The sequence below is a fragment of the Simkania negevensis Z genome, assembly GCF_000237205.1.
In the GTDB taxonomy this organism is placed as follows: domain Bacteria; phylum Chlamydiota; class Chlamydiia; order Chlamydiales; family Simkaniaceae; genus Simkania; species Simkania negevensis.
This window is the reverse complement of sequence record NC_015713.1, coordinates 1689264-1714009: the sequence shown is the minus strand read 5'-3', so window position 1 is coordinate 1714009 and position 24746 is coordinate 1689264. Positions and strand designations below refer to the sequence as shown.

26 protein-coding genes are annotated in these 24746 nt (G+C 41.2%); 18 read left to right on the top strand and 8 right to left on the bottom strand.

Annotated features, from left to right (window positions below; all coding sequences use genetic code 11):
- Positions 1-115 precede the first annotated feature (115 nt).
- Positions 116-910 (top strand): alpha/beta fold hydrolase, encoded by a 795-nt coding sequence (locus SNE_RS08430; RefSeq protein WP_013943982.1) that lies wholly within the window; start codon positions 116-118, stop codon positions 908-910.
- Between the two features lie 13 nt (positions 911-923).
- Here SNE_RS08430 and SNE_RS12365 read toward each other — a convergent pair whose 3' ends face one another.
- Positions 924-1784 (bottom strand): phytanoyl-CoA dioxygenase family protein, encoded by an 861-nt coding sequence (locus SNE_RS12365; RefSeq protein WP_013943981.1) that lies wholly within the window; start codon positions 1782-1784, stop codon positions 924-926.
- 285 nt (positions 1785-2069) lie between these two features.
- On the opposite strand from SNE_RS12365, the gene SNE_RS08420 reads away from it, so the two are divergent.
- Positions 2070-2840, top strand: coding sequence for a hypothetical protein (locus SNE_RS08420; RefSeq protein WP_013943980.1), 771 nt, complete (start codon positions 2070-2072; stop codon positions 2838-2840).
- On the opposite strand, the gene SNE_RS08415 is transcribed toward SNE_RS08420, so the two are convergent.
- Entirely contained in the window at positions 2824-3009 is a 186-nt protein-coding gene (locus SNE_RS08415; protein ID WP_013943979.1) for a hypothetical protein, read from the bottom strand. The genes SNE_RS08420 and SNE_RS08415 overlap by 17 nt on opposite strands.
- A 94-nt stretch (positions 3010-3103) precedes the next feature.
- Between SNE_RS08415 and SNE_RS08410 the strand changes: the two genes are divergently transcribed.
- The 6 genes from SNE_RS08410 (at position 3104) to SNE_RS08385 (ending at position 7889) form a co-directional block, all read left to right on the top strand.
- Entirely contained in the window at positions 3104-3421 is a 318-nt protein-coding gene (locus tag SNE_RS08410) for a hypothetical protein (RefSeq protein ID WP_148258994.1), read from the top strand.
- Positions 3418-3840: a YjdF family protein gene (locus SNE_RS08405; RefSeq protein WP_013943977.1), complete on the top strand. Its 423-nt coding sequence runs from the start codon at positions 3418-3420 to the stop codon at positions 3838-3840. Before SNE_RS08410 ends, SNE_RS08405 begins: the two co-directional genes overlap by 4 nt.
- A 256-nt stretch (positions 3841-4096) precedes the next feature.
- A complete protein-coding gene (gene cyoA, locus SNE_RS08400; RefSeq protein WP_013943976.1) occupies positions 4097-4963 on the top strand; it encodes a ubiquinol oxidase subunit II in 867 nt (288 codons plus the stop codon).
- Positions 4964-4981: 18 nt separating this feature from the next.
- Positions 4982-6943: a cytochrome o ubiquinol oxidase subunit I gene (gene cyoB / locus SNE_RS08395; RefSeq protein ID WP_013943975.1), complete on the top strand. Its 1962-nt coding sequence runs from the start codon at positions 4982-4984 to the stop codon at positions 6941-6943.
- On the top strand, positions 6940-7551 hold the full coding sequence (locus SNE_RS08390; protein WP_013943974.1) for a cytochrome c oxidase subunit 3: 612 nt from the start codon (positions 6940-6942) through the stop codon (positions 7549-7551). The genes cyoB and SNE_RS08390 overlap by 4 nt, the downstream gene beginning before the upstream one ends.
- Positions 7548-7889, top strand: a complete 342-nt coding sequence (locus tag SNE_RS08385; RefSeq protein WP_013943973.1) for a cytochrome o ubiquinol oxidase subunit IV — start codon at positions 7548-7550, stop codon at positions 7887-7889. Before SNE_RS08390 ends, SNE_RS08385 begins: the two co-directional genes overlap by 4 nt.
- 2 nt (positions 7890-7891) lie before the next feature.
- On the opposite strand, the gene SNE_RS13205 is transcribed toward SNE_RS08385, so the two are convergent.
- Positions 7892-8047, bottom strand: a complete 156-nt coding sequence (locus tag SNE_RS13205) for a hypothetical protein (RefSeq protein WP_013943972.1) — start codon at positions 8045-8047, stop codon at positions 7892-7894.
- 76 nt (positions 8048-8123) lie between these two features.
- Between SNE_RS13205 and cyoE the strand changes: the two genes are divergently transcribed.
- The gene (gene cyoE / locus SNE_RS08380; protein WP_013943971.1) at positions 8124-9002 is read left to right on the top strand and encodes a heme o synthase; all 879 of its coding nucleotides are present in this window, start codon (positions 8124-8126) and stop codon (positions 9000-9002) included.
- On the opposite strand, the gene SNE_RS08375 is transcribed toward cyoE, so the two are convergent.
- Both SNE_RS08375 and SNE_RS08370 read right to left on the bottom strand, forming a co-directional pair.
- Complete coding sequence (locus tag SNE_RS08375) at positions 8976-9269, bottom strand: helix-hairpin-helix domain-containing protein (RefSeq protein ID WP_041418972.1); 294 nt, start codon at positions 9267-9269, stop codon at positions 8976-8978. The two genes, cyoE and SNE_RS08375, sit on opposite strands and share 27 nt — an antisense overlap.
- Positions 9178-10122: a LysR substrate-binding domain-containing protein gene (locus SNE_RS08370; RefSeq protein WP_013943970.1), complete on the bottom strand. Its 945-nt coding sequence runs from the start codon at positions 10120-10122 to the stop codon at positions 9178-9180. The genes SNE_RS08375 and SNE_RS08370 overlap by 92 nt, the downstream gene beginning before the upstream one ends.
- Before the next feature lie 94 nt (positions 10123-10216).
- Between SNE_RS08370 and SNE_RS08365 the strand changes: the two genes are divergently transcribed.
- Genes SNE_RS08365 through can form a run of 3 tightly spaced genes read left to right on the top strand, consistent with a single transcriptional unit; the run spans position 10217 to position 14688 of the window.
- Complete coding sequence (locus SNE_RS08365) at positions 10217-11737, top strand: proton-conducting transporter transmembrane domain-containing protein (RefSeq protein WP_065757295.1); 1521 nt, start codon at positions 10217-10219, stop codon at positions 11735-11737.
- 20 nt (positions 11738-11757) lie between these two features.
- Positions 11758-13998 (top strand): DUF2309 domain-containing protein, encoded by a 2241-nt coding sequence (locus SNE_RS08360; RefSeq protein ID WP_013943968.1) that lies wholly within the window; start codon positions 11758-11760, stop codon positions 13996-13998.
- 51 nt (positions 13999-14049) lie between these two features.
- Positions 14050-14688, top strand: a complete 639-nt coding sequence (can, locus tag SNE_RS08355) for a carbonate dehydratase (RefSeq protein ID WP_013943967.1) — start codon at positions 14050-14052, stop codon at positions 14686-14688.
- A 28-nt stretch (positions 14689-14716) separates the two neighbouring features.
- Here the strand turns inward: can and SNE_RS08350 are convergent, their stop codons facing one another.
- A complete protein-coding gene (locus SNE_RS08350; RefSeq protein WP_041419406.1) occupies positions 14717-15985 on the bottom strand; it encodes a DEAD/DEAH box helicase in 1269 nt (422 codons plus the stop codon).
- 254 nt (positions 15986-16239) lie between these two features.
- On the opposite strand from SNE_RS08350, the gene SNE_RS08345 reads away from it, so the two are divergent.
- From SNE_RS08345 to SNE_RS08335, 3 genes are all read left to right on the top strand, one after another.
- Positions 16240-18684 (top strand): hypothetical protein, encoded by a 2445-nt coding sequence (locus tag SNE_RS08345; RefSeq protein ID WP_041418969.1) that lies wholly within the window; start codon positions 16240-16242, stop codon positions 18682-18684.
- 121 nt (positions 18685-18805) lie between these two features.
- A complete protein-coding gene (locus SNE_RS08340) occupies positions 18806-19858 on the top strand; it encodes a bifunctional transcriptional activator/DNA repair enzyme AdaA (protein WP_013943964.1) in 1053 nt (350 codons plus the stop codon).
- Entirely contained in the window at positions 19833-20426 is a 594-nt protein-coding gene (locus SNE_RS08335) for a DNA-3-methyladenine glycosylase I (RefSeq protein ID WP_013943963.1), read from the top strand. Before SNE_RS08340 ends, SNE_RS08335 begins: the two co-directional genes overlap by 26 nt.
- On the opposite strand, the gene SNE_RS08330 is transcribed toward SNE_RS08335, so the two are convergent.
- On the bottom strand, positions 20389-21612 hold the full coding sequence (locus tag SNE_RS08330; RefSeq protein ID WP_013943962.1) for an FAD-dependent monooxygenase: 1224 nt from the start codon (positions 21610-21612) through the stop codon (positions 20389-20391). The genes SNE_RS08335 and SNE_RS08330 overlap by 38 nt on opposite strands.
- A gap of 76 nt (positions 21613-21688) precedes the next feature.
- Between SNE_RS08330 and SNE_RS08325 the strand changes: the two genes are divergently transcribed.
- The 3 genes from SNE_RS08325 (at position 21689) to SNE_RS08315 (ending at position 23253) form a co-directional block, all read left to right on the top strand.
- Positions 21689-22303 carry a TetR/AcrR family transcriptional regulator gene (locus SNE_RS08325; RefSeq protein WP_013943961.1) on the top strand — a complete coding sequence of 205 codons (615 nt, stop codon included), beginning with the start codon at positions 21689-21691 and terminating at the stop codon, positions 22301-22303.
- Between the two features lie 19 nt (positions 22304-22322).
- On the top strand, positions 22323-22694 hold the full coding sequence (locus SNE_RS08320; protein ID WP_013943960.1) for a VOC family protein: 372 nt from the start codon (positions 22323-22325) through the stop codon (positions 22692-22694).
- 202 nt (positions 22695-22896) lie between these two features.
- Positions 22897-23253 (top strand): hypothetical protein, encoded by a 357-nt coding sequence (locus SNE_RS08315; protein WP_013943959.1) that lies wholly within the window; start codon positions 22897-22899, stop codon positions 23251-23253.
- Positions 23254-23612: 359 nt separating this feature from the next.
- Here SNE_RS08315 and SNE_RS08310 read toward each other — a convergent pair whose 3' ends face one another.
- Positions 23613-24746, bottom strand: a complete 1134-nt coding sequence (locus SNE_RS08310; protein WP_013943958.1) for a BaiN/RdsA family NAD(P)/FAD-dependent oxidoreductase — start codon at positions 24744-24746, stop codon at positions 23613-23615.

Here is a 24746-nt window from a genome sequence, read left to right as displayed (position 1 = left end):
TAAATAATTAATTGAATGTGAAAATTGACCGATTCAACCTATATTTGTAGAGGCGGTCTAAAGCAGTTTATGCCCGATTGGGCAACGGTTAAAAAATGTTTTACGAGCTGATACGATGATTAAGTGGAGAGCAGGTGTCTGTAAAATTAATGGAATAAATATACACTACCAGCGAACAGGTGGCCACAAGCCTCCTGTGGTTTTGCTTCATGGACTCATGACAAATGGAACTTGTTGGACCTCATTAGCTCGCGTGCTGGAAGAAGATTTTGATGTGATTATGCCGGATTCGCGGGGTCACGGAAACTCCAGTGCTCCCAAGCAGGGCTATAGTTATGACAATCTTGCCACCGATGTCTTAGGCTTGATCGAAGCCCTGGAGATAGCTCCTCCAGTCCTAATAGGTCATTCCATGGGAGGGATGACGGCAGCTGTAGCAGCCAGTCAAAACCCCGAGCAATTGAGAGGGGTTGTATTGGCTGATCCAACTTTTTTGCCTCTCAAGCGGCAGGTCGAAGTTTACGAAAGTGGTGTCGTGGCCCAGCATCAGAAAATTCTCGATCGATCATTTGAAGATTTTTTATCTGAAATGAGAATAAGGCACAGTCATCGTTCTCAAGAGCTCATTCAGCAAATCGCACGAGCAAGATTTCAAACCAGTATTCACGCCTTTGAAATTTTGAAACCACCCAACCCGGATTATATCAAATTGATCAAGACTCTTGATCTTCCTAGCCTACTCCTCAGGGGTGGGATTGGTGCAATCGTTTCCACAGCGGTAGCAGAAGAACTAACTTGTCTTAATCATCGTTTAGAGATCGTTCAAATCGAGGAAGCGGGCCATGGAATTCCCTACGATCAACCTGAGCGTTTTGCTGAGGTTTCTAAAACCTTTTTATGTTCGATCTAGAATCAGGGGCTGGCTATTTGTTTCGAGCTTTCGTTGGGGTTGCAAAATGAAAAACTGGATTTTCTGGGTCATTTCGTTTCATATAGTAGTAGGTTTTGCGAAGGTCACCTTCGAATAACTTATTATAAGTCAAAAATAAAGCTCTTCTGGGCCCTTCACTTTTGTTAATTTCGGAGTAATGAGGAACAAAAGACGTGAAGATCACGAGATCCCCAGGTGAGGCTTTGAGGGGGAGCCAATTCAATTTGTCAGTCCACATTTTTTGAATCGTGCCATGATCTTTTCCACCGACAACATAAGGGAGAATGGTATGATCATCGGTTAAGAGGTCTTGCTTCCAATTCTCGGCAATATAAAGACAACCATTTTCAAGAGTTGCTTCATCGATGCAAACCATGGCGGTAATGAATTCAGTTGGGCCAAAGAGCTCAAAAGCTGGGTGATCTTGATGAGGAGAAAAGGCTCCGCCATTCGGCCATTTATAATTGAGTTTATCTTTAAAAAGAACGTAGGGTTCATCGAAGAGTTGGCCTAGAAAAGTGGTGATGGTCCCTTCAATGAGATGATAAAGGTTTGGATAACAAGATAGGAGATCTTCAGTGCGACAAACTTGATAGGGATTTAGCGCTTCGGCAACGACAATCGGAACACCTGGAATAGTTTGTGCCAAACCTTTTCCTTGGTCGTCAAGTAAGAGAAGCCCTTTTGCCGTTTCATTGATTTCATCGGAGATGCTGCGAAGCATCGCCACTTGCTTTTCGGAAAAAAAGTTTTTTACCCAAAGAAATCCTCTTTCTTGGAAGAACTCTTTTTGGTCTGAAGAATTTGCAAAGCAGGAAATCGAAAAGAGAAGAAAAATTATGAAGTTGCGCATACGTTTAACCTGTTTTTAAGGCGTGATTAAATGATTCTGAGAGGGCTCAGAGCTTTTAGAATAGGGTGTCACAAAGGGCAATAAACGTAAAAACTTAATTGATTTGAGGGAGGAAAGTCAGCAATCATTAGCTTATCGAGAAAGGAGTTAATTTTAATATATAGCTTAATATAAGCAATTTGAGTATTATTAAAAAATATTGTATATTAATATAAATTATGTTATAATTATTTATATTACTGATTATTAGATTCAATACTTAATAATTTAAAATAGGTGGGGAGAATGGCGTCTGTAACAAGTTTTTCAAATCATTTTCGCAATTTTACGAATCATTTTCGGAAACATCCGACATCTGACTCAGTTTCTAATCCGGCAGAAATGGAAGAGTATAAGCCCGTTTCTGGTCATGTTGTTGACTTATTTAAAGATTATAAATGCAATCCAGCTCAAATGGAAGCGTTTAACCCTGAGGCAAGTCGGTTTATAGAGGCACGAACAAATCCGGATCGCACTTGGAATGTGTTATTTGTTGGAGGAATTTTAAATGAAGCTGAGAATGTAGGGACAAATGTAGAAAAGCTGCGAGAAAAAACTGGCGTAACCATCGCTCCATTTTGGAATCCTGTTTATGCAGCACAAAAGGAAGATCGAAGGCCCAAAGAAGAGGTTGTACAAGCCTTGGCTCTAACGATTGAAGAGCATCTCAAAGTAGGAAGGCTATGTCTTATAGCACACAGTCATGGAACGCGAGTTGTAGCGATGGCACTAGAAGACCTTAGAGAAAGAAACGTGATTCAGCTTCATGAAGATAAGCTTGAGGTGTATGGATTTGGTGGAGTAGAAGGCATTCCAGAAGAGTTTGCAAGTCGAGTCGTGAATTACAAAAATAAAGATGACCACGTTCAGAGCTTAGGAAAATTGCTTTGGCATCACAACAAATCTGTTGAATGGGCTAAACTTGATGGACCAGGAGAGGGACATCAATTTGACGGTGGCTATGATGAAGTTGCTGCTGAAGAAGTCAAACAGTTTATACTCAGATCTTCAAACTAGGCTTAGTTTTGTAGAGGATCATCATCAATTGCGTCTCTTCACTAGAAGAAACAGGGTACTCTTCATAAGTTGCTTCTGGATTCATGATAATTTGCTCGAAAAAATCGGGGCAATCGTACTTAGATGTGAGACTCGGTGTGATCCATGAAGCAAGACTTTTGGAATGCATGTGGTTTTTGAAACAGATTTGCAAAAAGAGAATAATCTGCTTTGCGATCCCTGTTCTTCATAAAAGTGAGCAAGAGTTTCATAAAACTAATTTTGTGAACGGAGATGTTGGAAAACCTCTTCTTTTAACAGCGATGCTCTCAACTTCTGAAAAATATCTTCCAGAGTATGGTCTTGGAACAGCTTATTACGATCATAGTGGTAAAAAGGTTTTTTCATCAGATTGTATTGATATGCGCCTCATCTTATTTGAAGGGGATATCATGCATGGAGTTGAGGCATCTCACCTACCGGAAAAGGGGGCTTGGCGGATTTCGTACGTGTTTAAGCTTCTTTTAAACCCCAAACAGAGCTCTCAAAACATCAAAGAGTCGTTGAAAAAGCTCCTTTTAACTGATATCCTCGAAGGATGATCACGATTAAGGCAACGATATTTTTAGAAAAAAATCTTTGGGTCGGTACATTTGAGCGTACCGACAAGTCAGGCTATGAGGTGGCTCGCCATATATTTGGTGGGGAACCATCAGATGCAGAAGTCTATGAGTTTGTGCTCAAGCATTTTGATACCCTTTGCTTTGGGCCTGCTCATGAGTTTGAGCTCAAGATTAAACGGGTGAATTATAAACGGCAGCAACGAGAAGTGCGGCGCGAGATGGAGCAGATCAAAAAAACGATGCAGCCGTCCACACATGCTCAAGATGCTATGCGTGAACTCATCGAGCTAAGTAAAAAGAAGCGGAAGACTTTTTCAAAACAAGAACGGGAAGCGCGCAAAGAAGCGCAGTTTTTGCTCAAACAATCAAAGCGCAAAGAAAAACATCGCGGAAGATAATTTTCTCATTTCAATTTTTTTATTGACTTTATACTCAAACTACTTCAAAAGCAGGTTTTGGGCAACGCGCAAACTTTCGGAATTCATCGATCTTAAGTGACCAAATATTAGGAGTATGAGATCACTTAAGATCGGCAAATTACGGTGCTTTGGCCCAGCCGAAAATCCAACTTTTGAGATAGTTTAAGTATAGGCTAGACAAAACAGTTGCATTAATGTAGATAGTTGAAAATAGCGTAAGAAAAAAAGTGAGAAGATGAAAAAACCATTCAAACTCATAATTGTCGTGTTACTGCTTCTGGGAGTTTCTGCGGCATTGCTCACCATGTATATTCAGAATCATAGTGTTCCGATAATGGAACCAAAAGGGCTCATTGCAATGAAAGAGCGCGATCTGATTTATACATCTGCGATTTTAATGTTACTTGTTGTGATTCCAGTGATTATTATCACGATCGTTTTTGCTTGGAAATATCGTGAACAGAATGAGAGAGCAAAACATGCTCCCGATTGGGAACACAATAACATTGCTGAGTGTTGTTGGTGGGGGGTTCCTGTTGTCATTGTTGCGATTTTGGCTGTGATTACTTTTCGAACATGCTTTGAACTGGATCCCTACAAACCTCTTGAACATGAAAAAAATCCCATCGAAATTCAAGTTGTAGCTTTAGACTGGAAATGGCTTTTCATTTATCCCGAATATGGAATTGCATCTGTTAATTTTTTTCAAATCCCGGAAAAAACTCCTATTAAATTTGCCATTACTTCCGATGCACCGATGAATTCGTTTTGGATACCCGCTTTGGGAAGTCAAATTTATGCAATGCCTGCTATGAGAACAGAGTTGAATTTAATTGCTAATGAAGTAGGAAGTTTCCGTGGAGCTTCATCCAATATTAGTGGAAAGGGTTTTGCCGGAATGTACTTCACAGTGAAGTCAAGTACGGATGAAGAGTTTGAGCGTTGGGTTAGCTCCGTGAAACAATCTTCAAAAACACTAGGATGGGATGAGTACAATAAGCTTGCAGAGCCAAGTGAGTATCATCCTGCAGTTTCATATATCTTGACTCAGCCCGATCTGTTTGACCAGATCATGAATAAATATTATCCGCCACAGAAGTAATCAAGGATAGGAAAGAATATGTTTGGAAGACTGAATGCATTAGCCCTGAAGCATGACTGGATTGAGTATGCTGCTGGGGTTTCTATGGTCCTAGCGGGGATCTTCATCCTAGCCCTGATCACCTATCACAAGAAGTGGAAGTGGCTTTGGGAAGAATACATCACCTCTGTCGATCATAAAAAAATTGGGATCATGTATTTGGTTGTCTCGTTTGTGATGCTTGTCAAAGGGTTCATCGATGCTCTCATGATGCGTGCACAACAAGCTATTGCATGTGGAGATAACTTGGGCTATTTAGGTGCAGAACACTATCAGCAAATCTTTACTGCGCATGGTGTGACGATGATCTTTTTTGTTGGCATGGGAGTGATCTTTGGTCTTATCAACATCATCTTACCACTGCAACTTGGAGCTCGCGATGTGGCTTTTCCTTTACTCAACTCGATTAGCTTTTGGCTGTTTACTGCAGGTGGTCTTTACATTTTGATTTCTCTTGTCATTGGAGTATTTGCAGGAACGGGTTGGACGGCATATCCTCCTCTTGCCGGGCTCAAATACAACCCGGGTGTGGGGGTTGATTATTGGATATGGAGCATTCAGATATCCGGGATAGGGAGTTTGCTTTCAGGAGTGAATTTCTTTGTCACCATTCTCAAAATGCGTTGCCCTGGAATGACTCTTTGGAGAATGCCTGTTTTTGCTTGGGCAACACTTGGTTGTGTGATTCTAATCATTGCATCATTTCCCATCTTGACGGCGAACCTCGCAATGCTTTCAACAGACCGATTGCTGGATACGAAAATCTTTACGGCGGGTTTTGGGGGAAATCCGATGATGTACATCAACTTGCTTTGGGCTTGGGGACATCCTGAAGTTTACATCTTGATCTTACCGATCTTTGGTGTCTTTTCTGAGTATGTTCCAGTTTTTTCACGCAAAAAACTGTTCGGATACCCTTCGATGGTTTGGGCGATTATTGTGATTGTCTTCCTCTCCTTTATCGTCTGGTTACACCACTTTTTTACGATGGGTGCAGGGCCCAGTGTGAACGCTTTTTTTGGAATCATGACGATGATTATCGCTGTCCCAACAGGGGTCAAGGTTTTCAACTGGCTCTTTACAATGTATCGTGGGAAGGTACAGTTCACATCGCCGATGCTTTGGTTTGTCGGGTTTGTGATCACCTTTGCCTTAGGAGGAATGACAGGGGTCATGATGGCGGTTCCTGGGATCGACTTTCAAGTGCACAATAGCCTCTTTTTGATTGCCCACTTTCACCAAGTGATTATTGGAGGAGTGGTATTTGGATTTTTCGGTGGATTCACCTATTGGTTCCCTAAAATGTTTGGGTTCACCTTGATTGAAAAGTATGGAAAGGCGGCGTTTTGGTGTTGGTTCTTTGGTTTCTTGATTGCTTTCATGCCTCTTTATCTTCTTGGGTTTATGGGAGCAACCAGACGACTCAACCATTATGAAGCCTCAACGGGGTGGCAGCCTCTTTTTGTTACAGCTGCAATCGGTTCCCTCATCATTGCAGTTGGGGTCTTCTTTCAAGTGCTTCAGCTTTGGGTCAGCATTAAGCACCGAAAAGAAAATCGGGATACAACAGGAGATCCATGGGATGGGCGCACATTGGAGTGGGCGACCACATCTCCTCCACCTTTTTACAACTTCGCATTCACTCCGGAAGTTCATGGTCGTGATGCGTTTTGGGACATGAAATATTCGAAGAGAAAACCTCTAGACAATAGGCCATATGAAGACATTCATATGCCATCGAATTCAGGTATCGGGTTTTACATCGGTGTTTTAAGTTGTATCGGTGGGTTTGCATTTGTCTGGCATATGTTTTGGTTAGCAGGTCTTTCTGTCTTGGGGATTATCATCTCCTTAATAGCTCGCTTAGGAAATAAACATCCTCATTACTATGTCAAAGCAGACGAAGTTGAGAGAATAGAAACAAGGACACGTAACGCATGACACAGTCAAAAGCAATAAAACACGAAGCACTACCTGATCCTTTTTCAGATGAGTATTCAAGAACGGTTTTTGGTTTTTGGGTCTACCTTTTAACCGATTTCATGATGTTTGCTACAATTTTTGCTGTTTATGCTGTCTTGCATAAGAATACGTTTGGAGGACCTGGACCTAGAGAGCTATTTGATTTGCCAATGGTTTTAAATCAAACGTGGATTTTACTAGTCGCAACATTTTTTGTCGGGCTAGGAGGAGCCTCTGCTCATCGGAATAGTAGAAGAGCAGCAATCACCTACTTTGTCTTTTCTTTTCTTTTAGGTGTCATCTTTTTATGGCTACAAGGATGCGATATGGCTCGTTTAATTGAGCAAGGAGCCACTTGGAAAAGTAATGGATTTTTGTCTTCCTATTATACATTAATTGGAACATTTGATGTTCATATCATTTTTGGTCTTCTATGGACGATCGTGTTGATTTTCCCTGTTATGAAGAGAGGGCTTGACATTGTGAGTGTTAGAAGATTGACCTGTCTACGGATGTTTTGGCAATTTTTGAATATTGTTTGGATTTTTATCTTTTCTGTTGTTTATCTCATAGGAGTGGCTGAATGATTGATACACATCATGGCTGGAATTTTAGCTTTAAGCCCATCACGATTGGGTTTGTTTTGTCCATAATTCTTACGGCTGCAGCCTACCGGATTGTGACTCATCATCATGTTTCCAAGATGATGATGACGGAAGCTGTGGCATTTCTTGCAATTGCTCAAGCTGCCTTGCAGCTCATCTTTTTCCTCCATTTAGGATTAGAATCCAAGCCTCGTTGGAGCTCGTTCATGTTTTTATCGATGGTATTTTTCATCTTGGTTCTCGTTATTGGATCGATCTGGATTATGTGGCACCTTGGTTACAACACGATGCCATCAATGGAACAAATGAAGCAAATGTGAGGTTAATCTTGACAACCGCAAGCACAACCGGCTTCACAGTCCATCACCGCGGAGCAACCACAGCCCACAGGATTTTCAGCGATTTCTTCCTTTTTATTGCAGGAAGTAAATGAAACTAAAGAATAGGCGAGAATGAGAAGAATCGAGAGCTTTTTCATGCATCTACCTTTTGTAAATTGCTTTTCTTTTTTTCTAACACAATTCTCATTTGTAGACTAGACACGAAGGTAATAGATGGAAAAAATACAATCTCAAAGAGTTCCGTTATCGCTTAAAGCGTATCTCATATTGATTAAACCTGGAATTATCATGGGCAATGCCATCACTGCGGTGGGAGGATTTGCTTTAGCTTCGAAAGGGCACTTTGACTTTTGGCTTCTTCTTGCCATGCTTGAAGGGCTTTCTTTGATTGTTGCTTCGGCTTGTGTCTTTAACAATTATATTGATCGGGAAGCAGATCGTAAAATGAGCCGTACCCGTAATCGCCCTTTAGCAGTTGGAAGTGTCTCAAATTTAGCAGCTCTTATCTACGCGACTCTTTTAGGTCTTTCTGGTGTTTTTTTACTTGCAAAGTTGACTAACCTGCTCACTCTTTTTATTGCTCTTCTTGGTTTTGTCGTCTATGTTGGGCTCTATAGCTTTCTCAAGTATCGCACCATTCATGGAACACTCATTGGCAGCATTGCAGGTGCTGTGCCTCCCGTTGTAGGTTATACGGCGGTGTCAGGTGGTTTGGATCTCGCTGCAATTATCATCTTTGGCGTGATCATGATGTGGCAAATGCCCCACTTTTTTGCAATCTCTGTCTATCGCTTGAAAGATTATGATGCCGCTGCGATTCCGGTCTTACCCCTTAAAAAGGGGATAGGAGCGACTAAAGTGCAGATGTTACTCTACATCGGCCTTTTTATGTGCGTCTCTTCGCTACTTACCGTCTTTGGATTTGTCTCTTTACTTTATCTCTTTGTTTCCACTTTGATTGGTCTCTACTGGTTTTGGATGGGAATCAAAGGATTTAAAGCGAGGAGTGATCAGAAATGGGCGCGCAGGATGTTCATCTTTTCTCTTGTAGCGGTTATGGCCCTTTCAATCACTATTCCCCTCAGCGTGTAAGGGGGAGTCGAGGGCTTTTCTCTTCACTGTCCACTCCCACCATTTTGTAGGGGTGCCTGTTTTTGCTTCATGAATGATGGCTGCAAAAACATCCCATACACAGGGGTCGTGCTGTTTTTGGGTCCGTCTTTCTAATTCTTGAAAGAGAAAAGTTGGATCTTGCTCAGCTAAGAGCTCAATCGTATCGATTCCGAGAACTTCTAGATCTTTTAATGTAGCTTTGCCAACGTTTTGTAGGTCTTTGAGTTGTTTTGCTATTTGTTGCATGTATAGAGGCTCTTCCTAATTTTTCGAGGATAAAACTTTCTAAGGTTTGAATTGAAGGACTTTCAGAAGATTTTTTCAGAAGAGATACGTGAATATCTGGAAGTTCGGGTAAGACATTCTTTTCAATTGGCACAAGATCAGCCGGAATTAAGGTTTTAGGAAGCGCTGTCACCCCTATTCTTGCTTTAACTGCCGCTGTTGTTCCAACGTAACTTGGACTATTAAAGACAATTTTCCAAGGAATGTTTGCTTTTTCTAATGCTGCTAAAGCTTGAGCTCGATATACGCATGGCTCTGGAAGTAAAACGAGAGGCAGGAAGTTAATCGAATCGATGGTATTTAAATACTGTGGCGCACTAACCCATTCGAGTGATTCGGACCAAATTTCAACTCCATAATGAAAATCTTCAGGGCGTGACATTTTGACAACTACAATATCAAATAATCCATCTCTGAAGCTGTTGTAAAGTCTTACTGTTAAATCACACTCAACATTAAGCCGAATCCGAGGGTGTAAACTTGTAAAGTCAAAGAGAATGTCAGATAGAAAAAGTGTGGCAAAATCTTCAGGAATCCCGATGGTAATTTCTCCTTCTAATTCAGGCTTTGAAAAACAATCTGTGACTTCTTTAGAGAGTTGAGAAAGTTTGTGTGCGTAGGGTAGAAAGAGTTCACCATCTTTTGTTAAGGTGATTTCTTTGCCTCTATGAAAGAGTTGTTTATTGAGTTGGCGCTCTAGTTTGTTTATTTGTTGTGTGACAGCAGACTGTGTTCTTTTAACCATGTCGGCAGCTCGTGTAAAACTTTTAGTTTTAGCTACAGCTATGAAGCAGTGAATTCCGTAATCAATCATAAGAAAATCTTATCTAAATCATAAACTTAATTAATTTCTCTAATTCTACTAAATTCGTTAACATGAAGCAAGGAAAACATGAAGGAGTCTTAACTTGCTAAACGACAGTTATTCAATAATTTTCTTTTTAGTTTTGATAAGCTTTCTTATTTTAGGAGCAATATCGATTCAAATTTTTTTTCGTAATAGTCTTAGGTATGGGGCGTTAACTTCTAGTACGGTGACAGCTCTAGGATTATTAGGATGTGGTTTTGCTTGGCTAGTAGAATTACCTAATCAGAGCTCTGCTTCTTTTTTGGGATATCGAGTCACCGAACTTTCACGGGTCCTTGCGACCTTAATTCTTTTCACAAGTATGATCATTCACATTTTTTCGCTTCGCTATATGGCGGGAGATCGTCGTTTTCTGACTTATTTTTCCCATTTGGGGATTGTTACATCAGCGCTTTTAAGTTCTGTAATAGCAAACCATCTACTTCTGCTCTTATTTTCCCTTGGAGTAGCCTATTTTACCTTGACTAGACTTATGATACATAAAAAAGGTTGGTCTGCAGCTAAAGAGGCGGGTCGCTTGGCAAGCATTACATTTGGATTGGGTTTAGCACTTATTGCTGTTGCAGGAGCGATCTTTACTTGGAATACAGGAAATTTTGAAATGACTAAGATGATAGAAAATGCTCAATGTTGCTCATTACTTCAAAAATCCTTGGGAACTTTATGTTTGATTCTTGCTGCATTGACATTTTCTGGAATTTGGCCTTTCCATCGTTTTTTGATTAGCTCTGCAAATTCTCCAACTCCTGTTTCGGCACTCATGCATGCAGGCCTTATTAATGGTGGAGGGGTATTACTCGTTCGATTTGCCCCCATTTATGCGGAGTCGATCGGAATGATGAATCTAATTTTGATTTTAGGGCTTTTGACAGCCACGCTTGGAACTTTTTGGAAGTTAATTCAAACAGATATTAAGCGTATGTTGGCTTGCTCAACAATGGCTCAGATGGGATTTATGTTTATCCAATGCGGACTTGGACTTTTTCCTGCAGCAATTGCTCACTTGTGTTGGCATGGCGTGTTTAAGTCCTACTTATTCTTAAGGTCAGGGTCTATTAGAACTGTACAAAAAAAGCGAACACCACAAGGACTAAAGATCATGAGAGTGCTTATGATAATAGGATGCGGGATTTTCGCGGCAGAAGGATTCATGTACGGAAGTTTTTACCCCTTATCTTTTTTTAACAGCAGTGCTGTATTAGTTATTATTGCATGTATTGGAGGGGTGCAACTAGGGAATGCGATAATGAATAGAACAAATATTTGGTCATTTTTTCTAACAGGAATTCTATGCATGATCATGGGATGGGTATATGCTTTAAGTGTTGGGATAATCGAAAAAGCGTTAGGTATGGAAGCTTTATTTGTTTCCCATCCTATTAATTTTGTTCATTTTGTATTAGTTCTGGTGTTGATCACTCCATGGGCCTTGATGCAATTTAGATGTTTTTCCAAGTTTCGAAAGAGCTCCCTATGGAAGAGAGTGTATGTTGCAGGTTTAAATGGGAGTCAACCCCATCCTAAAACCATTACAGCTCACTGGGCTGAGTATAAGTATTAATATCCAAAGAAGGTGAATTTGTGGGTCTAAAGGAAAGAATCATTCAATTAGAAGAAGGAAATTGGCAAGTTTCGAATGAGTTACAACGAAAAAAAACTGAGACGATCTGCGAAGTTGTTGAACGCGCTGCGAATATTATTCCTAACGTATGGCCAATACAAAATTTCATTGCCACCAACCCGCTAAAAGACCTAGAATCGCTCAGATTTGATCATGCTTTTACTTATGCATCAACCTATTACGATAGCTTAAGGCCGTTAGACTCTTTAACAAGAGAGGTGAACATCGCGCTCATCAAATGGTGTCAAACTTATCTTGCCCAAGGACAAGCTACCATTCCAATGCCTTGCGCAGACGAGAATTTTTACAAAGCCTGGTGTGGGATCGCAAGGTTTGATAGGCGGCTCCATCACAATTCGATTCAAGCGCGCAATTGGCTGGCAACACTTCCAGAAACTGCCGATCAAGCTATCGAATTTGTTTTAGATAAACTAAATATTTCCATTGCTGATCAAGAGGAGTATTTACGACAGCAGTTAGTAGAGCTTCCGGGTTGGGCAGGCTTTGCTAAATGGTCCGAATCTTCAGATCAATATAAGATTTCTTTACTGGATTTTTTAGCGGTGCGCTTGTCTATTTTATGGTCGCTGAAAGAAGTAGATTATTTGAATCCTCCTAAAAGTAACCAATTTTTGAAAAGACCTCGTGATTCAATGTTTATTCAAAAACTAAAAGACTGTGAAGACCAATATTTACAGGCGTTGCTTGGAAAATTTAAAAACCGTTCTTTAAGAGAGCCATTGGCCTTGCAGACTAAAGCGCAATTCATTTTTTGCATTGATGTACGTTCTGAACCCATAAGAAGGGAAATCGAGAGTATTGGAGGCTATGAAACCTTTGGTGCTGCAGGTTTTTTCGGCTTACCGATCGCTGTGAAGCCATATGGAAGTGATGCTTTCTTGACAGCTTGCCCAGCAATCGTCAAGCCTCAATACAAAGTTCAAGAAAAAATAATAGGGACTAATAGAACTAAACATCACCTATTATTTCAAATGAGAAGAAAATTAAAAGAAGTGTATCAAATTATGAAGTATAGCTTTGTTTCTCCTTTTACTTTAGTAGAAACATTGGGGCTTTGGTGCGGTATTAGAATGGTAGTAAATCTTGTCACTCCTTACTTATTGAAAAAAATTCATAGATGCTATCAGAGACAATTTGAGGCTGTAAAACACCCTAATCTTGACACGGTAGATTATCCAATACATGCACGCACTGATCATGCAGAGACGTTTTTGTGTTCAATTGGTTTAAGCAAGCATTTTAGCAAACATATTTTTGTGTGTGGACATACAAGTCAAACTGAAAATAATCCTTATGCAGCGGCACTTAAGTGTGGTGCCTGTAGTGGCAATGGAGGAGGAACAAATGCGCAAACAATTGTTGCAATTTTAAATGATAAAACTGTGCGTGAAGAACTCAAATCAAGAGGTATAAATATTCCACAAGACACACGATTTATTGCTTGTGAACACAATACAACAACAGATCAATTCACCTATTTTCTTGAACAGGATGAGAAAACTCTTGAACTACAAACCATTATAGAGCATTTAGAGCAAGCTTGTAGCGAAAACCGTATCAAGCGTTTAAAGCAACTTGGGGTAAAAACTACAGCTAAAACTTCTATGAGAAAAGCTTCATTGAGAGGGCAAAAATGGTCTGAAACACGCCCTGAATGGGGGCTAGCAAAGAATGGCTCTTTTATCATTGGTCCTAGGAAATTGACAGTTGGGATTGATTTGATGGGGAGGAGCTTTTTGCATTCTTATGATTGGGATCAAGATCCTACGGACAAAATACTTGAAGCAATCTTAATGGGGCCGATGGTTGTTGCGGAGTGGATCAATATGCAGTACTTTTTCTCTACATTAGACCCTCTTGCTTTTGGCTCTGGAAGCAAAGTGACACACAATGTTGTTGGAAAAATTGGAGTCATGCAAGGAAATGGAAGTGACTTGATGTTTGGGCTTCCCTTGCAGTCAGTCCATGTAAATGACCATACCCCTTATCATGAACTACAACGCTTAATCACAATAATTTACTCCCCCCCTTCCAAAATCAGTAGAATCCTTGAAAAACAACAAGTTTTAAGGAAACTTTTTTTGAACCAATGGGTCAGACTTGTTGCAATAGATCCAGAAACAACTCAAAGCTATGAATTAAATGAAAGAGGGGGTTGGGATAAAGTTTTGCTTGATTAAGCTTTGGTAGGCTGACTACAATAAATCCTTTCATGAAAAAAAGGTATCATAGTGAGAGAGCTTGACGAGCTTTTTGAAAACAACAGACGTTGGGCGAAAAATCAGCAAATAGTAAACCCCAGTTTTTTTCAAGAAATGTCAAAATGCCAAACACCTAAATATCTTTGGATAGGGTGCTCAGATAGCCGTATTCCTGCTAATGAAATTTTAGGGTTGGAACCAGGCGAAGTGTTTGTGCATCGCAATGTTGCAAATATCTTTCCCCATACAGATTTTAACTGTTTATCTGTCTTGCAATATGGGATTGAGTACCTCAACATAGAGCATGTGATTGTCTGTGGCCATACGCAGTGTGGAGGAGTCGCAGCAGCGATGGAACAGGCCCAACTTGGTTTAGTCGACAATTGGCTAAGGAACATACGTGATATCTATTCACGAGAAAAAGAGACTCTTGAAAGTATTGAAAATCCAAAAGAAAGATATAATCGCCTAGTAGAATTCAATGTCCTTTATCAAGTTATGAATATTTGCCATACAACAATTGTACAAAATGCATGGGGAAAGCAGAAAAAAGTTAGCGTGCATGGTTGGGTCTATGACATCTCTACAGGTCTATTAAAAGACCTTAATTGCTGCGTTTCTTCTCTTGGACAAGTCGAAGACACATATCGCACGCTAAAACTACATTAAGCTGGCTTTGAGTATATATTCCAGACAACTAGCCGTTAGACTTCCTCTTTCTAAACTTTTGCTTGCGAAAAGTGTCTTTTTTGGCTTTATGAAAAGGGTTTTCTTTTTGTTTTGGTCGCATTTTTTGTCGATGTTGACGTAGGTGAGAGCGTTTCTTTACTGTTGCTTCTAGTCCTAAAAATTCAACCACATCCACCTTTTGCCCGGTGAATTCTTGAATCTTTTTCATCATCAAGGTGTCCCGATCAGAAACGAAGGAAAGGGCTTGCCCTGTTGCTCCAGCGCGACCTGTACGTCCAATACGGTGAACGTAATCTTCAACATTAGTTGGAAGATCGTAGTTGATCACATGTGTGATCGACTGAACATCTATTCCTCGGGCAGCTACATCGGTTGCAACTAAAATGCGGATTTTTCCTTTACGTAATTGGTTGAGTGTCCGAGACCGTTTATTTTGGTTCATGTCTCCATGCAATGCTGCTACAGGGTGTTGTTTATCACGGAGATCACGCGCGAGTTGATCGGCGTGACGCTTTGTCGAAGTGAAAACAATCATATGCCCTGTCTCTTCTTGATTGAGAATGTGGTCGAGGAGTCGATTTTTATGCTTCAAATCATCTGCGAAGTGGAGGGTTTGTTTGATGTTTTGTTCTTTTTGTTGTTCTGCATGGACAATGATCTCCATGGGCTTGTTTAATAGTTTCTCAGAAAGCTTGATCACCTCTCCTTGAAGTGTTGCAGAAAAGAGAAGGGTCTGTCTTGTTGAAGGAGTCGCTTGGACAATTTGTTCGACGGGCTTTGAAAATCCCATATCGAGCATCCGATCGGCTTCATCTAAAATAAGCATTTCTAGTCGTGAAAAATCAATCTTATTACGTTCCATGAAATCAATTAAACGGCCAGGAGTGGCAATCAAAATTTCATGAGGGCGGGAGAGCTGGCGCATTTGCGCTGGATAAGGCATGCCTCCTACAACACAAACTGTTTTGATCCGTTGGAGAGACTTGCTATATTTATTAGCTTGTGATTCGATCTGTTGGGCAAGTTCTCTTGTGGGTGCCAAAATAAGTACTCGAGGGCCTATTCCTGATTTCGTTGCAGGTGAAATAAGTCGATGTAGTGCTGGTAGTAAAAAAGCTGCGGTTTTACCTGTTCCGGTTTGTGCTGAAGCTCTGATATCAAAACCCTGGACAATTTTGGGGATTGCTTTTTGTTGAATTTCGGTTGGTTTGGGATACCCTGCTAGTTGAATGGCTTTCAAGATTTTAGGGTGAAGGCATAAATTATTAAATGTCATTTCTTTCTCTAGTTTGTGAAGTAGATGCATTTTATACTTTTTGACCAATTAAAGATAGGGTTATCTTTTTAATAAAAACCAAATGATGACCTCAGAAGGGTCATCTGAAATTTTTCTTTTTCTCACGTTCTCATGACCATTTTTATCCCTATTTTCATCAAGTATGTGGTAAATTTAGTCTTGAGAACCTGAAAAAATCGAAAATCCATCTATTATTTATGGGTTTAAAACTCCCTTCTGCTAAGAGGAGAAATATGAAGAGAATCTTTTATTTATTTATTTTTCTCTTTGTATCGACTGCTGGCTCCTTGGAGCCAAATCCTTTCCCCCACCAGGCAAAAAAAATCGAAACACTCGCATCTCAGGTGATCTCAGGAGCTGCTTACTTAGGGACGGGAGCGGCTTTTTTGTCCGTATCCCTCTTAGCCCGTATGGCTTGTACAGTATCGTATTTCTCTCCTTGGCATGCAACGTTGGGGAATGAGTGCCTGGTTTTGAGCCATCTTACAGGGTCGGCAGCCCACTATGCTTTTTCTCAAATTGGGAAAAAAATCTCCTATCACCCTTTTGCTTCATGGGAGGAAAACCGGCTCGGTCTTGCCCAAATCCCTGCAATGACAGAAACTGAGCAGAAGCTTCTTGGATTTCTAGAGCGGCGATTTTTAGCAAAATGCGCTGGATTTTACCCTTTTATTGTCAATCATGTGGCTCCGATCTTTGGGATTTCGGTCCAAACTCATCCCGAAACTCAAAGCATCTATGCGCGAGATCCTCGAAGGACCGCATCGCATACCTATCTTGAGCGAGTGGAAAAGTGGAAAGAGGTTTTGCCCCAACCCCGCTCTTATCCTCTCGTTTTGACAAGGCCTGCCGATTTACAAGAGTATTTTCCTTTTTATTTCACTCTCAAAAGTTCAGATGACTTTGCAAACGTGCCTCGAAAGACCCATTCACCTATTGTTCTCGATCTAACAGAAATTCTAAAAGGAGAATCAGGCGAAACATGGCTTCAAGCATGGGAGTCTTTTCAAACTGCCATACCCAAAACTTCCCACCCCTATGTTCTTTGCGTCCAAAAAGTGGAACAAGACAATGTTGGTGGGTTACGGCTACTTCCTTTTAGGAGCCAATCCCCACAAGAGATTGAAAAGGGTTACCGCTATCTTTTGGAATGGATCTCTTTTTTTGGGCTGACAGCGAATCGGATTGAGCTCGATCGTTTACTCCTCCCGGCTCGCCCTTTGATAGAGACGACAGGTTCTTCCCAAATGACCTTATCAAAACAAGAAAGAGAAGGTCACCTCAGAAAATTAGGCCAAAAGTGGCAACTCACCCATCCCCAAAAAACTCTTATGTTTCGAGGGACTCTAAGCATTTTAGAAGGGCTTTTAGAAAAAGTCTCTGATGAGCATTGGACTCAAGTGATGCGTTGTCCCACACAGGGGGCTCTTGTGGAAAGAGCCTTTGATCGCATTGAACAGGAGCTTATCGAAATTCTAGAAAAAGATCCTAAAACCCGCTTTTTTGCTATTGCTTCAGAACTAGAAAAAGTTCACGCAGAAATCACCGTCTTACTTGAAATTTTTTCCCCTTACAAGGCAGCAGACTTTCCCGTTATTTACCATGAAGTTCTCTCTACAACTCCTCAGGCACTTCGCCCTTTGGCCTCTTATTCTATTCATGCCTCGGGGATGACTAGCATGACAGGGGTTTTACAAGCGGTCAAAAAGATGCAAGGAAGAGCTCCTTACATCCTCTTTGGAGAAAATACTTACTACGAATGTGTGACGATTGGCGATCATGTGACTCATTGTATTCCTGTTGAAGAAGCCACAGAGAGAGATTGGCAAGAAGTCGATCTCTTATTGGCCCAATTTAACCCAGCCCTAAAGAGGATTTACCTTACACCAACTGCATATAAAGTTGAACCCATTGTCGACATGCTGCAAAAAGCTTTTGCAACACGGGGAGGAAAACCTTTGACGCTCGCACTTGATTGCACCATTGACTACATCGATTCACCTCGAGTTGGGGCCCTTCTTGAGGCTTTTCAAGACGAGATCGAATCAGGCCTTCTCAATGTTGTGTGTTACCGTAGCGGACTCAAGTTCGATCTCTTCGGGATGGATAATTACTGCGGCGCCCCCTTTTACATGATTCACAGTAAGGCAGCACACTGGGCTCCTTTTGATGCTCTGCTTGATGCTCCTGCACTTGTCACTGATCCTTTGAGTGTAAACTGGTTTTGCTTAGCTTACAAAAATGCTGCTCCTTACCTTGAACAGTACCGCAAACATATCTTTGATAACACCCGCGCAGTTCTCGATAAAATTCCCCCCAGGCTTTTCCAAGAAGGATCCCGATTTCGGATCGTTCCCTTCGATCATGAAACGGACCTTTCATTTTTTGATATTAAGATTACAGGCCCAGGTCACACCATCAGAGGTTCGACTCTAGCCGGTGGCCTTCTTTATTTAAAATGCATGGAAAAGGGAGTGCCTATCTTTTATCGTCGCAGCATTGGGTTTTACCATTCTAACTTTGCGATGCTTTTTTCCGATGAAAACGCTACCATTCGCTTGACTTTAGGCATCGATGCAGATGAAGTTCCTCTTTTCATTGAGATCTTTCAGCTCATGGATACCATGAATGGCTCTCCTACAGAACTACTAATCGAAAAACTCGTTCCTAAGCAATAATTGACAGCTCGATGAAAATATTCGAGTTCAATTTTCGGCGATGGATATTTTTAGAGTCGTGTATACTCAAACTTTTGAAGTTATTTGAGAATATAATTAATGGCTCAAAAGAGGTAATAAGATGCTATCCTTTGATTTAAAAAAAGAATACTATGAAGCCTTAGTTCAAAAAGATCCTTGCTACGATGGAATATTTTATGTTGGGGTGAAGACAACTGGTATCTTTTGTCGATCGGTTTGTCCTGCACGTAAACCAAAATTTGACCACTGTGAATTTTATGCGAGCATTGAAGAAGCAGTCTTAGCAGGGTTTCGTCCCTGCAAACGGTGTCAGCCATTATCATGTCCAAATGAATTACCAGAAATCGTTCGTAATTTATTACAAGCCGTTGATAAATTTCCTGAAAGGAGATGGAAAGAAAAAGATTTTCGAGAATTATCGACAAATGCAGTTCAAGCTTCAAGACTTTTCAAAAAACGGTTTGGAATGACGTTTGTTGCTTACGCTAGGGCTCGTCGAATGGGTGTCGCATTAAAACAAATAAAGGATAATGCACTCGTGATTGATGCCCAAATTGATTCTGGGTATGATTCTGGGAGTGGTTTTCGAGATGCTTTTTCTAAGATAATGGGTAGTCCTCCGGCTAAGTCGAGTGAGATTAAGGTATTAAAAGCTAATTGGATTGATACACCTCTTGGACCTATGTTAGGAATTGCAGATGAAGAATCTTTGTATTTGCTTGAATTTGTGAATCGTCGAGGATTAGAAAAAGAGATTGAAGTGCTTCGCCAAAAGACAAATTCTGCTATTATTCCTGGCAAGACCGTTCCTATCTGTTCAATAGAAGAGGAATTAAGTCAATATTTTGAAGGAACACTCAAATGTTTTCAGACTCCAATTCAGTTAATTGGATCTTTTTTTCAAAAAACAGTCTGGCTAGAGCTAAAAAAAATCCCCATTGGAGAGACACGCTCTTATTCCGATTTGGCAAAGCTTTGTGGAAAACCTTTTGCAGCAAGAGCAGTAGGACGAGTAAATGGGATGAATCAGTTTGCTATCATTATCCCTTGCCATCGAGTCATCGGTGCAAACGGAGATTTAAGTGGATATGGGGGAGGAAAAGCTAGAAAGCGATGGTTACTTGCTCATGAAAATCGATATAATAAAAAATAATACAAGATGCTTTGGTAATGGGACTGGCAAAGAGTTTTACGCAGACTACCATGATCAAGAGTGGGGCGTTCCTGTTCATGATGAAGAGCACCTCTTTGAAATGCTCATTTTAGAAGGAGCCCAAGCAGGATTAAGTTGGGAAACGATTCTCAAAAAAAGAGAAGGGTACCGACGACTCTTTCACAATTTTGATCCTGTCAAAGTTGCCAACATGTCAGACCAAGAACTAGAAAAATTGACGCAGGACCCTGCGATCATTCGAAATAGGCGTAAGATTTTCAGTGCCCGTCAAAACGGTTTGGTTTTCCTAAAAATCCAAAAGGAGTTTGGTTCTTTTGATCGGTATGTTTGGCAATTTGTCGAGGGGAAACCAGTCATAGGGCATTGGAAAACTTTGCAAGATATTCCGACGCGAACAGAGCAAAGTGATACCCTTTCCAACGACTTAAAGAAGCGAGGGATGAGCTTTGTGGGAACGACGATTATCTATGCCTTCATGCAAGCCGTTGGTCTTGTCAACGACCATCTAACTAGTTGCATGAATTACCGTGCCTTAAGTAATCTTTGAGCGTTAACGCACTTGCAGCCTTTGCGGTGCGCTTTTGACCTTGTTTTTTCCAAAAACGGATCCAACTAGCAGGCATGAGTTGTCCGATACGAAGGGTGAGCCACATGATCTTTGTTGCAATCCATGATGAGCGATCACCCTTGAGGATTGAAACGCTCATTTGTGCAAGGTCTTGGTTTTGCTTAATGTATTCACGCAAGCAAGATTCATAATTTTCAAACGCTATGAAGTGGTTCCCATTTGCCGTTGCAAGTTCTCCGGCGAGGACATACGCGCCGACAAGTGCCACACTGGCCCCTTGTCCTGCAACAGGGGAGACTGCATAGGCCGCATCTCCAGCAAGTGTCACTCGCCCTTCCGACCACTTGGGCATATGAACTTGTGCCATGCAATCATAATAGAAATCAGGAGTTTTTTCCATGAAGTCTAGAAGGCTTGGAACTTCCCATTGACAGTCTTGGAAGGCCTCTCTGAGACTTTGTTGTTGCAGCTCTTTATCACGCAAGTTAAGTTCATTTGGTTTGGCAACAAAGGCAAAACCAGCTTTTGCTAAACCATCGCGTGGGCAATAGACAATGACGAATTTTTTAGGGGAGTGATACTCTATTTCAACGCAGTCGAGATCGAGATAGTTGGGAATCGAATAGAATGAAATGTTAAGCCCAAGTTTGTCCAAGAATTGCCTTTCGTCTCCCCAGACTAGTTTTCGAACGTGGGAGTGCAACCCATCAGCTCCGATGACCATGTCAAAAACTCTTGGACTTTCCTTTTCAAATTCCACAAGGACCTGCTTTTGATCTTGTGAAATCTTAGTGATGGAATCTCCAAAAAGGCATTCGACATCGTCCAGATGCTCATACAAAAGCTCACACAGTTTTCCCCGAACAATTTCAAGATCTCCTTCTACACGTGCGCCACAAAGATCGGGGTGGACTTCAGAAATGAACTTTCCGGTTTGATTTACAAAGCGGGATTCTTTGATAGCCGTACGGTTTAGACAGATTTTTTCCCAAAGCCCCATCCGCTTGACAACATCGACTGCGACACCACGAATATCAATTTTGTAACCTTCAGCGCGAAGCGTAGGGTGTTTTTCAATAAGGGTGGGATGAAACCCATATTGTTTGAGCCAGTAAGCGAGAGACAGGCCAGCAATGCCGGCTCCAGAAATCAAAATATTTTTCATGGTTTCCTTTTAAAGGGGTAAAAGGTAAGATGTTAGCAAAAAGACCGACCGTCGGTCAATATAAAACGAGGTCGAAGTGCCTAGAGTTGTTAAAAAAGCCCGAGAAAGAAAAGCAGAGATCATTGATGCTGCCCATGATTTGTTTCAGCAAAAAGGGTATGACATAGTGACGATGCAAGATGTCATGAACCAATTGGGAATAGCCAAGGGGACTATTTACCATTACTTTCGCTCAAAAGAAGAGCTTTTAGAAGCTGTGATTGAAAAGATTTCTGAGGAGATGATTCATAAGATGCGCACTATAGTGGAACAAGCGAAGGGGAGCGCCTTAGAAAAATTGGAAGCTCTAGTGGAAGCAGGACGTCTTGAAGCAGGTTCACGTGTTTTAGATGCTTTGCATAAACAGGGAAATGAGTCAATGCATACACGCCTCCTTGTAGCAACACTGATGAAACAAGCGCCACTCTATGCCGAGCTCATAGAACAAGGCTGTAAAGAAGGACTCTTTCAAACCGATACACCCCTTGAATGCGCTGAATTGATGCTTTCGGGTATCCAGTTTTTAACAGATCTTGGGATCCACCCTTGGACTGAAGAGACACTTCAAAGGCGGGCTCAAGCCTTTCCAAAACTTATTGAACAGCTCTTACGAGCACCGAAGGGAGCGTTCGGTTTTTTATTAAATCCATAGGCAAACAAAGGAGAGTTTTATGACTACAAAACCTAAAGCGAATCTTCAGCTTATTTATGTCTCAGATATTGACCGTTCGACTGCCTTTTACAAGATCCTTTTCAAAGCTGACCCCGTTTTTTCAAGCCCCCGTTATGTGGCTTTTTCATCTGGAGGTGAAACCCTATTTGCTATTTGGACTGGGGGAACAACGCCTGATCCTGCAGTGCCCCGGTTTTCTGAAGTGGGTATCATGCTTCCAAAAAGCGATGACGTTGACAATCTCTTTGAAGAGTGGAAAGAGATTCCTCACATTAAAATTTTGCAAGAGCCTTGTGATGAAATTTTTGGTCGAACGTTTCTCGTGCAAGATCCTGATGGCCATGTTATCCGCGTGTCTCCATTAGACTAAGGAAAAAGTAAAGCATTTCGCAATGCAGCCACTGCAATATCAAGAGATTCCCGAGCGATGTTTGTGAGTGCAATAAAGACCTAGCATGGCTTCTTTAGGACTACCTACTTGCGATAGTTTCTGAAGGATCAAAAATAGGTGCTTTTTAAAATGAATTCAAGTAACGTTTTTCACTTCACTTACACGAAACAGGAGATTATCTATGCAAGCATTACCACTTGTTGCTGCTCGCGGTGCTTTTGGAGGACTGCTTGGGCAAGTTTTTGCAAAACCTTGGTTTAAAACATTTTCTGAAGCTCAAATTCCCGCTCTCATTAGTTGTGCCACCTATGCGGCAACTTATTTCGGACTTAAAACTCTCACAGCCGCCCACTTTGGAGAAAAGGAAAAGAAACTCTTGATTCACGTGGTTTCTTTTGGTGTTGCGTTTTATTTAACCGAAAAAATTTACCAAGCATTTTTTAATCAAAAATTCCTATTCAATAAAGAACTCACTCATACACAATCAGCGGCCCTTGCATTAGGGTCAACAGTTTCCTTTTTCCTCGTCGGTGACTAATCACATCAATACATTTAAGCAAGCTAGGTGTTACTTCCTAGCTTGTTAAACTCGACATTCGGAATTTTTCATTTTCCACTTTTTATGCATCAAAACTTGATGTTGTTGAATATACTCAAACTACTTAAGTTATTAACCTGAACTCTGAGTTTCTTTCACTCATTCTCAGGGATTTTTCTCTTTCTTCTCAGCCTTTTTGCCGATGGAAAGGACCGTTTGGCCCTTTCCATCGGCAAAAATACCGTGAATTTAAGAGAACTTCCTCTCTTGAGACTAAGCAAAATAAACCCAGATTTCAGGTTATTAATAATCTGTGAAAGAGTTTGCAAGGCGCTAATGAATTCACACAGTCTAAAAATTTAAGCAGTTCCAGCAATCCAACCTGTTGTCCAGGCATTTTGGAAATTAAATCCACCGGTGATGCCGTCAATGTCGAGGATTTCTCCACAGAAATAAAGGCCAGGATGAAGCTTGCTTTCCATCGTTTTAAAATTCACTTCAGAAAGAGTAATGCCTCCACAGGTCACAAACTCTTCTTTGTTAGTTGTCTTTCCCTTCACTTGATACCGATCTGCTTTAAGCTTTTCGCAAAGTTTTCGGAGGGCTGGTTTACTCATGCGACTCAATAACTGGTTTTCATCTCCGCATAAAAGGTTCCAAAGCCTTTTAGGAAGAGGAATCGATCTGATTGCCGAGAGTTTTTTCGCTTTGTGTTCAGAAGCAAATAGAGATAGGAGTTCATCGATTGAAAACTTGGGAAGCCAGTCTATGTAGAGACCGATTTCATAATTTTTTTCTGCAAGAAGACGAGCTCCAAATGCAGAGAGTTTGAGTGCTGCAGGTCCACTAAAGCCCCAATGGGTCATAAGCAGAGGCCCTTCTTGAGATAGTTTTGTCCCCTCTAATTTTAAGTGCACATTTTCAACGGAAACTCCAGCAATCGATTCAAGGGGAAACTCCGGAATGTTAAATGTGAAGAGTGACGGTACGGGAGGCTGAATGGTATGTCCAAAGTGCTGAGCAATTTCAAAGCCCCCTCGAGTGCTTCCCGTTGCGAGAATTAACCGGTCTGCGTCCATCTCACTTATAGAGAGTTTTGATTGAAGCTTAATTTCAACTCCGACTCGATTTGCTTCTGCAAGGAGGCAATCGATAATCGTTTGCGACGAATCGGTGATCGGAAACATTCTCCCATCAGCCTCTATTTTGAGCTCGACTCCTTTTTCTGCAAACCAACGGACGGTACTCGTAGGTTGGAATCGGTGAAAAGGTCCTAAGAGTTCTTTAGAGCCCCGAGGATAGTTTTTCACGAGCTCTTTTGGATCGAAACAGGCGTGGGTGACATTGCAGCGTCCTCCGCCGGATATGCGGACTTTGCTTAAAACTTTATTGGTACGCTCGTGCAAGGTGACTGTTGCTTGTGGATACGTATTCTTTGCTGCAATTGCTGCAAAAAAACCAGCGGGACCACCACCGATAACAAGAATCTGCAT

Bases quoted from the DNA above. Each gene is read 5' to 3' on its own strand.
- SNE_RS12365 (WP_013943981.1), bottom strand. From the start codon at position 1,784: ATGCGCAACTTCATAATTTTTCTTCTCTTTTCGATTTCCTGCTTTGCA.
- SNE_RS08315 (WP_013943959.1), top strand. From the start codon at position 22,897: ATGCAAGCATTACCACTTGTTGCTGCTCGCGGTGCTTTTGGAGGACTG.
- SNE_RS08340 (WP_013943964.1), top strand. From the start codon at position 18,806: ATGCTATCCTTTGATTTAAAAAAAGAATACTATGAAGCCTTAGTTCAA.
- SNE_RS08350 (WP_041419406.1), bottom strand. From the start codon at position 15,985: ATGACATTTAATAATTTATGCCTTCACCCTAAAATCTTGAAAGCCATT.
- cyoB (WP_013943975.1), top strand. From the start codon at position 4,982: ATGTTTGGAAGACTGAATGCATTAGCCCTGAAGCATGACTGGATTGAG.
- SNE_RS13205 (WP_013943972.1), bottom strand. From the start codon at position 8,047: ATGAAAAAGCTCTCGATTCTTCTCATTCTCGCCTATTCTTTAGTTTCA.
- SNE_RS08345 (WP_041418969.1), top strand. From the start codon at position 16,240: ATGAAGAGAATCTTTTATTTATTTATTTTTCTCTTTGTATCGACTGCT.
- SNE_RS08420 (WP_013943980.1), top strand. From the start codon at position 2,070: ATGGCGTCTGTAACAAGTTTTTCAAATCATTTTCGCAATTTTACGAAT.
- SNE_RS08370 (WP_013943970.1), bottom strand. From the start codon at position 10,122: ATGATTGATTACGGAATTCACTGCTTCATAGCTGTAGCTAAAACTAAA.
- SNE_RS08335 (WP_013943963.1), top strand. From the start codon at position 19,833: ATGAAAATCGATATAATAAAAAATAATACAAGATGCTTTGGTAATGGG.
- SNE_RS08390 (WP_013943974.1), top strand. From the start codon at position 6,940: ATGACACAGTCAAAAGCAATAAAACACGAAGCACTACCTGATCCTTTT.
- cyoE (WP_013943971.1), top strand. From the start codon at position 8,124: ATGGAAAAAATACAATCTCAAAGAGTTCCGTTATCGCTTAAAGCGTAT.
- SNE_RS08430 (WP_013943982.1), top strand. From the start codon at position 116: ATGATTAAGTGGAGAGCAGGTGTCTGTAAAATTAATGGAATAAATATA.
- SNE_RS08405 (WP_013943977.1), top strand. From the start codon at position 3,418: ATGATCACGATTAAGGCAACGATATTTTTAGAAAAAAATCTTTGGGTC.
- SNE_RS08375 (WP_041418972.1), bottom strand. From the start codon at position 9,269: ATGCAACAAATAGCAAAACAACTCAAAGACCTACAAAACGTTGGCAAA.
- SNE_RS08415 (WP_013943979.1), bottom strand. From the start codon at position 3,009: ATGCATTCCAAAAGTCTTGCTTCATGGATCACACCGAGTCTCACATCT.
- SNE_RS08330 (WP_013943962.1), bottom strand. From the start codon at position 21,612: ATGAAAAATATTTTGATTTCTGGAGCCGGCATTGCTGGCCTGTCTCTC.
- SNE_RS08385 (WP_013943973.1), top strand. From the start codon at position 7,548: ATGATTGATACACATCATGGCTGGAATTTTAGCTTTAAGCCCATCACG.
- SNE_RS08320 (WP_013943960.1), top strand. From the start codon at position 22,323: ATGACTACAAAACCTAAAGCGAATCTTCAGCTTATTTATGTCTCAGAT.
- SNE_RS08310 (WP_013943958.1), bottom strand. From the start codon at position 24,746: ATGCAGATTCTTGTTATCGGTGGTGGTCCCGCTGGTTTTTTTGCAGCA.
- cyoA (WP_013943976.1), top strand. From the start codon at position 4,097: ATGAAAAAACCATTCAAACTCATAATTGTCGTGTTACTGCTTCTGGGA.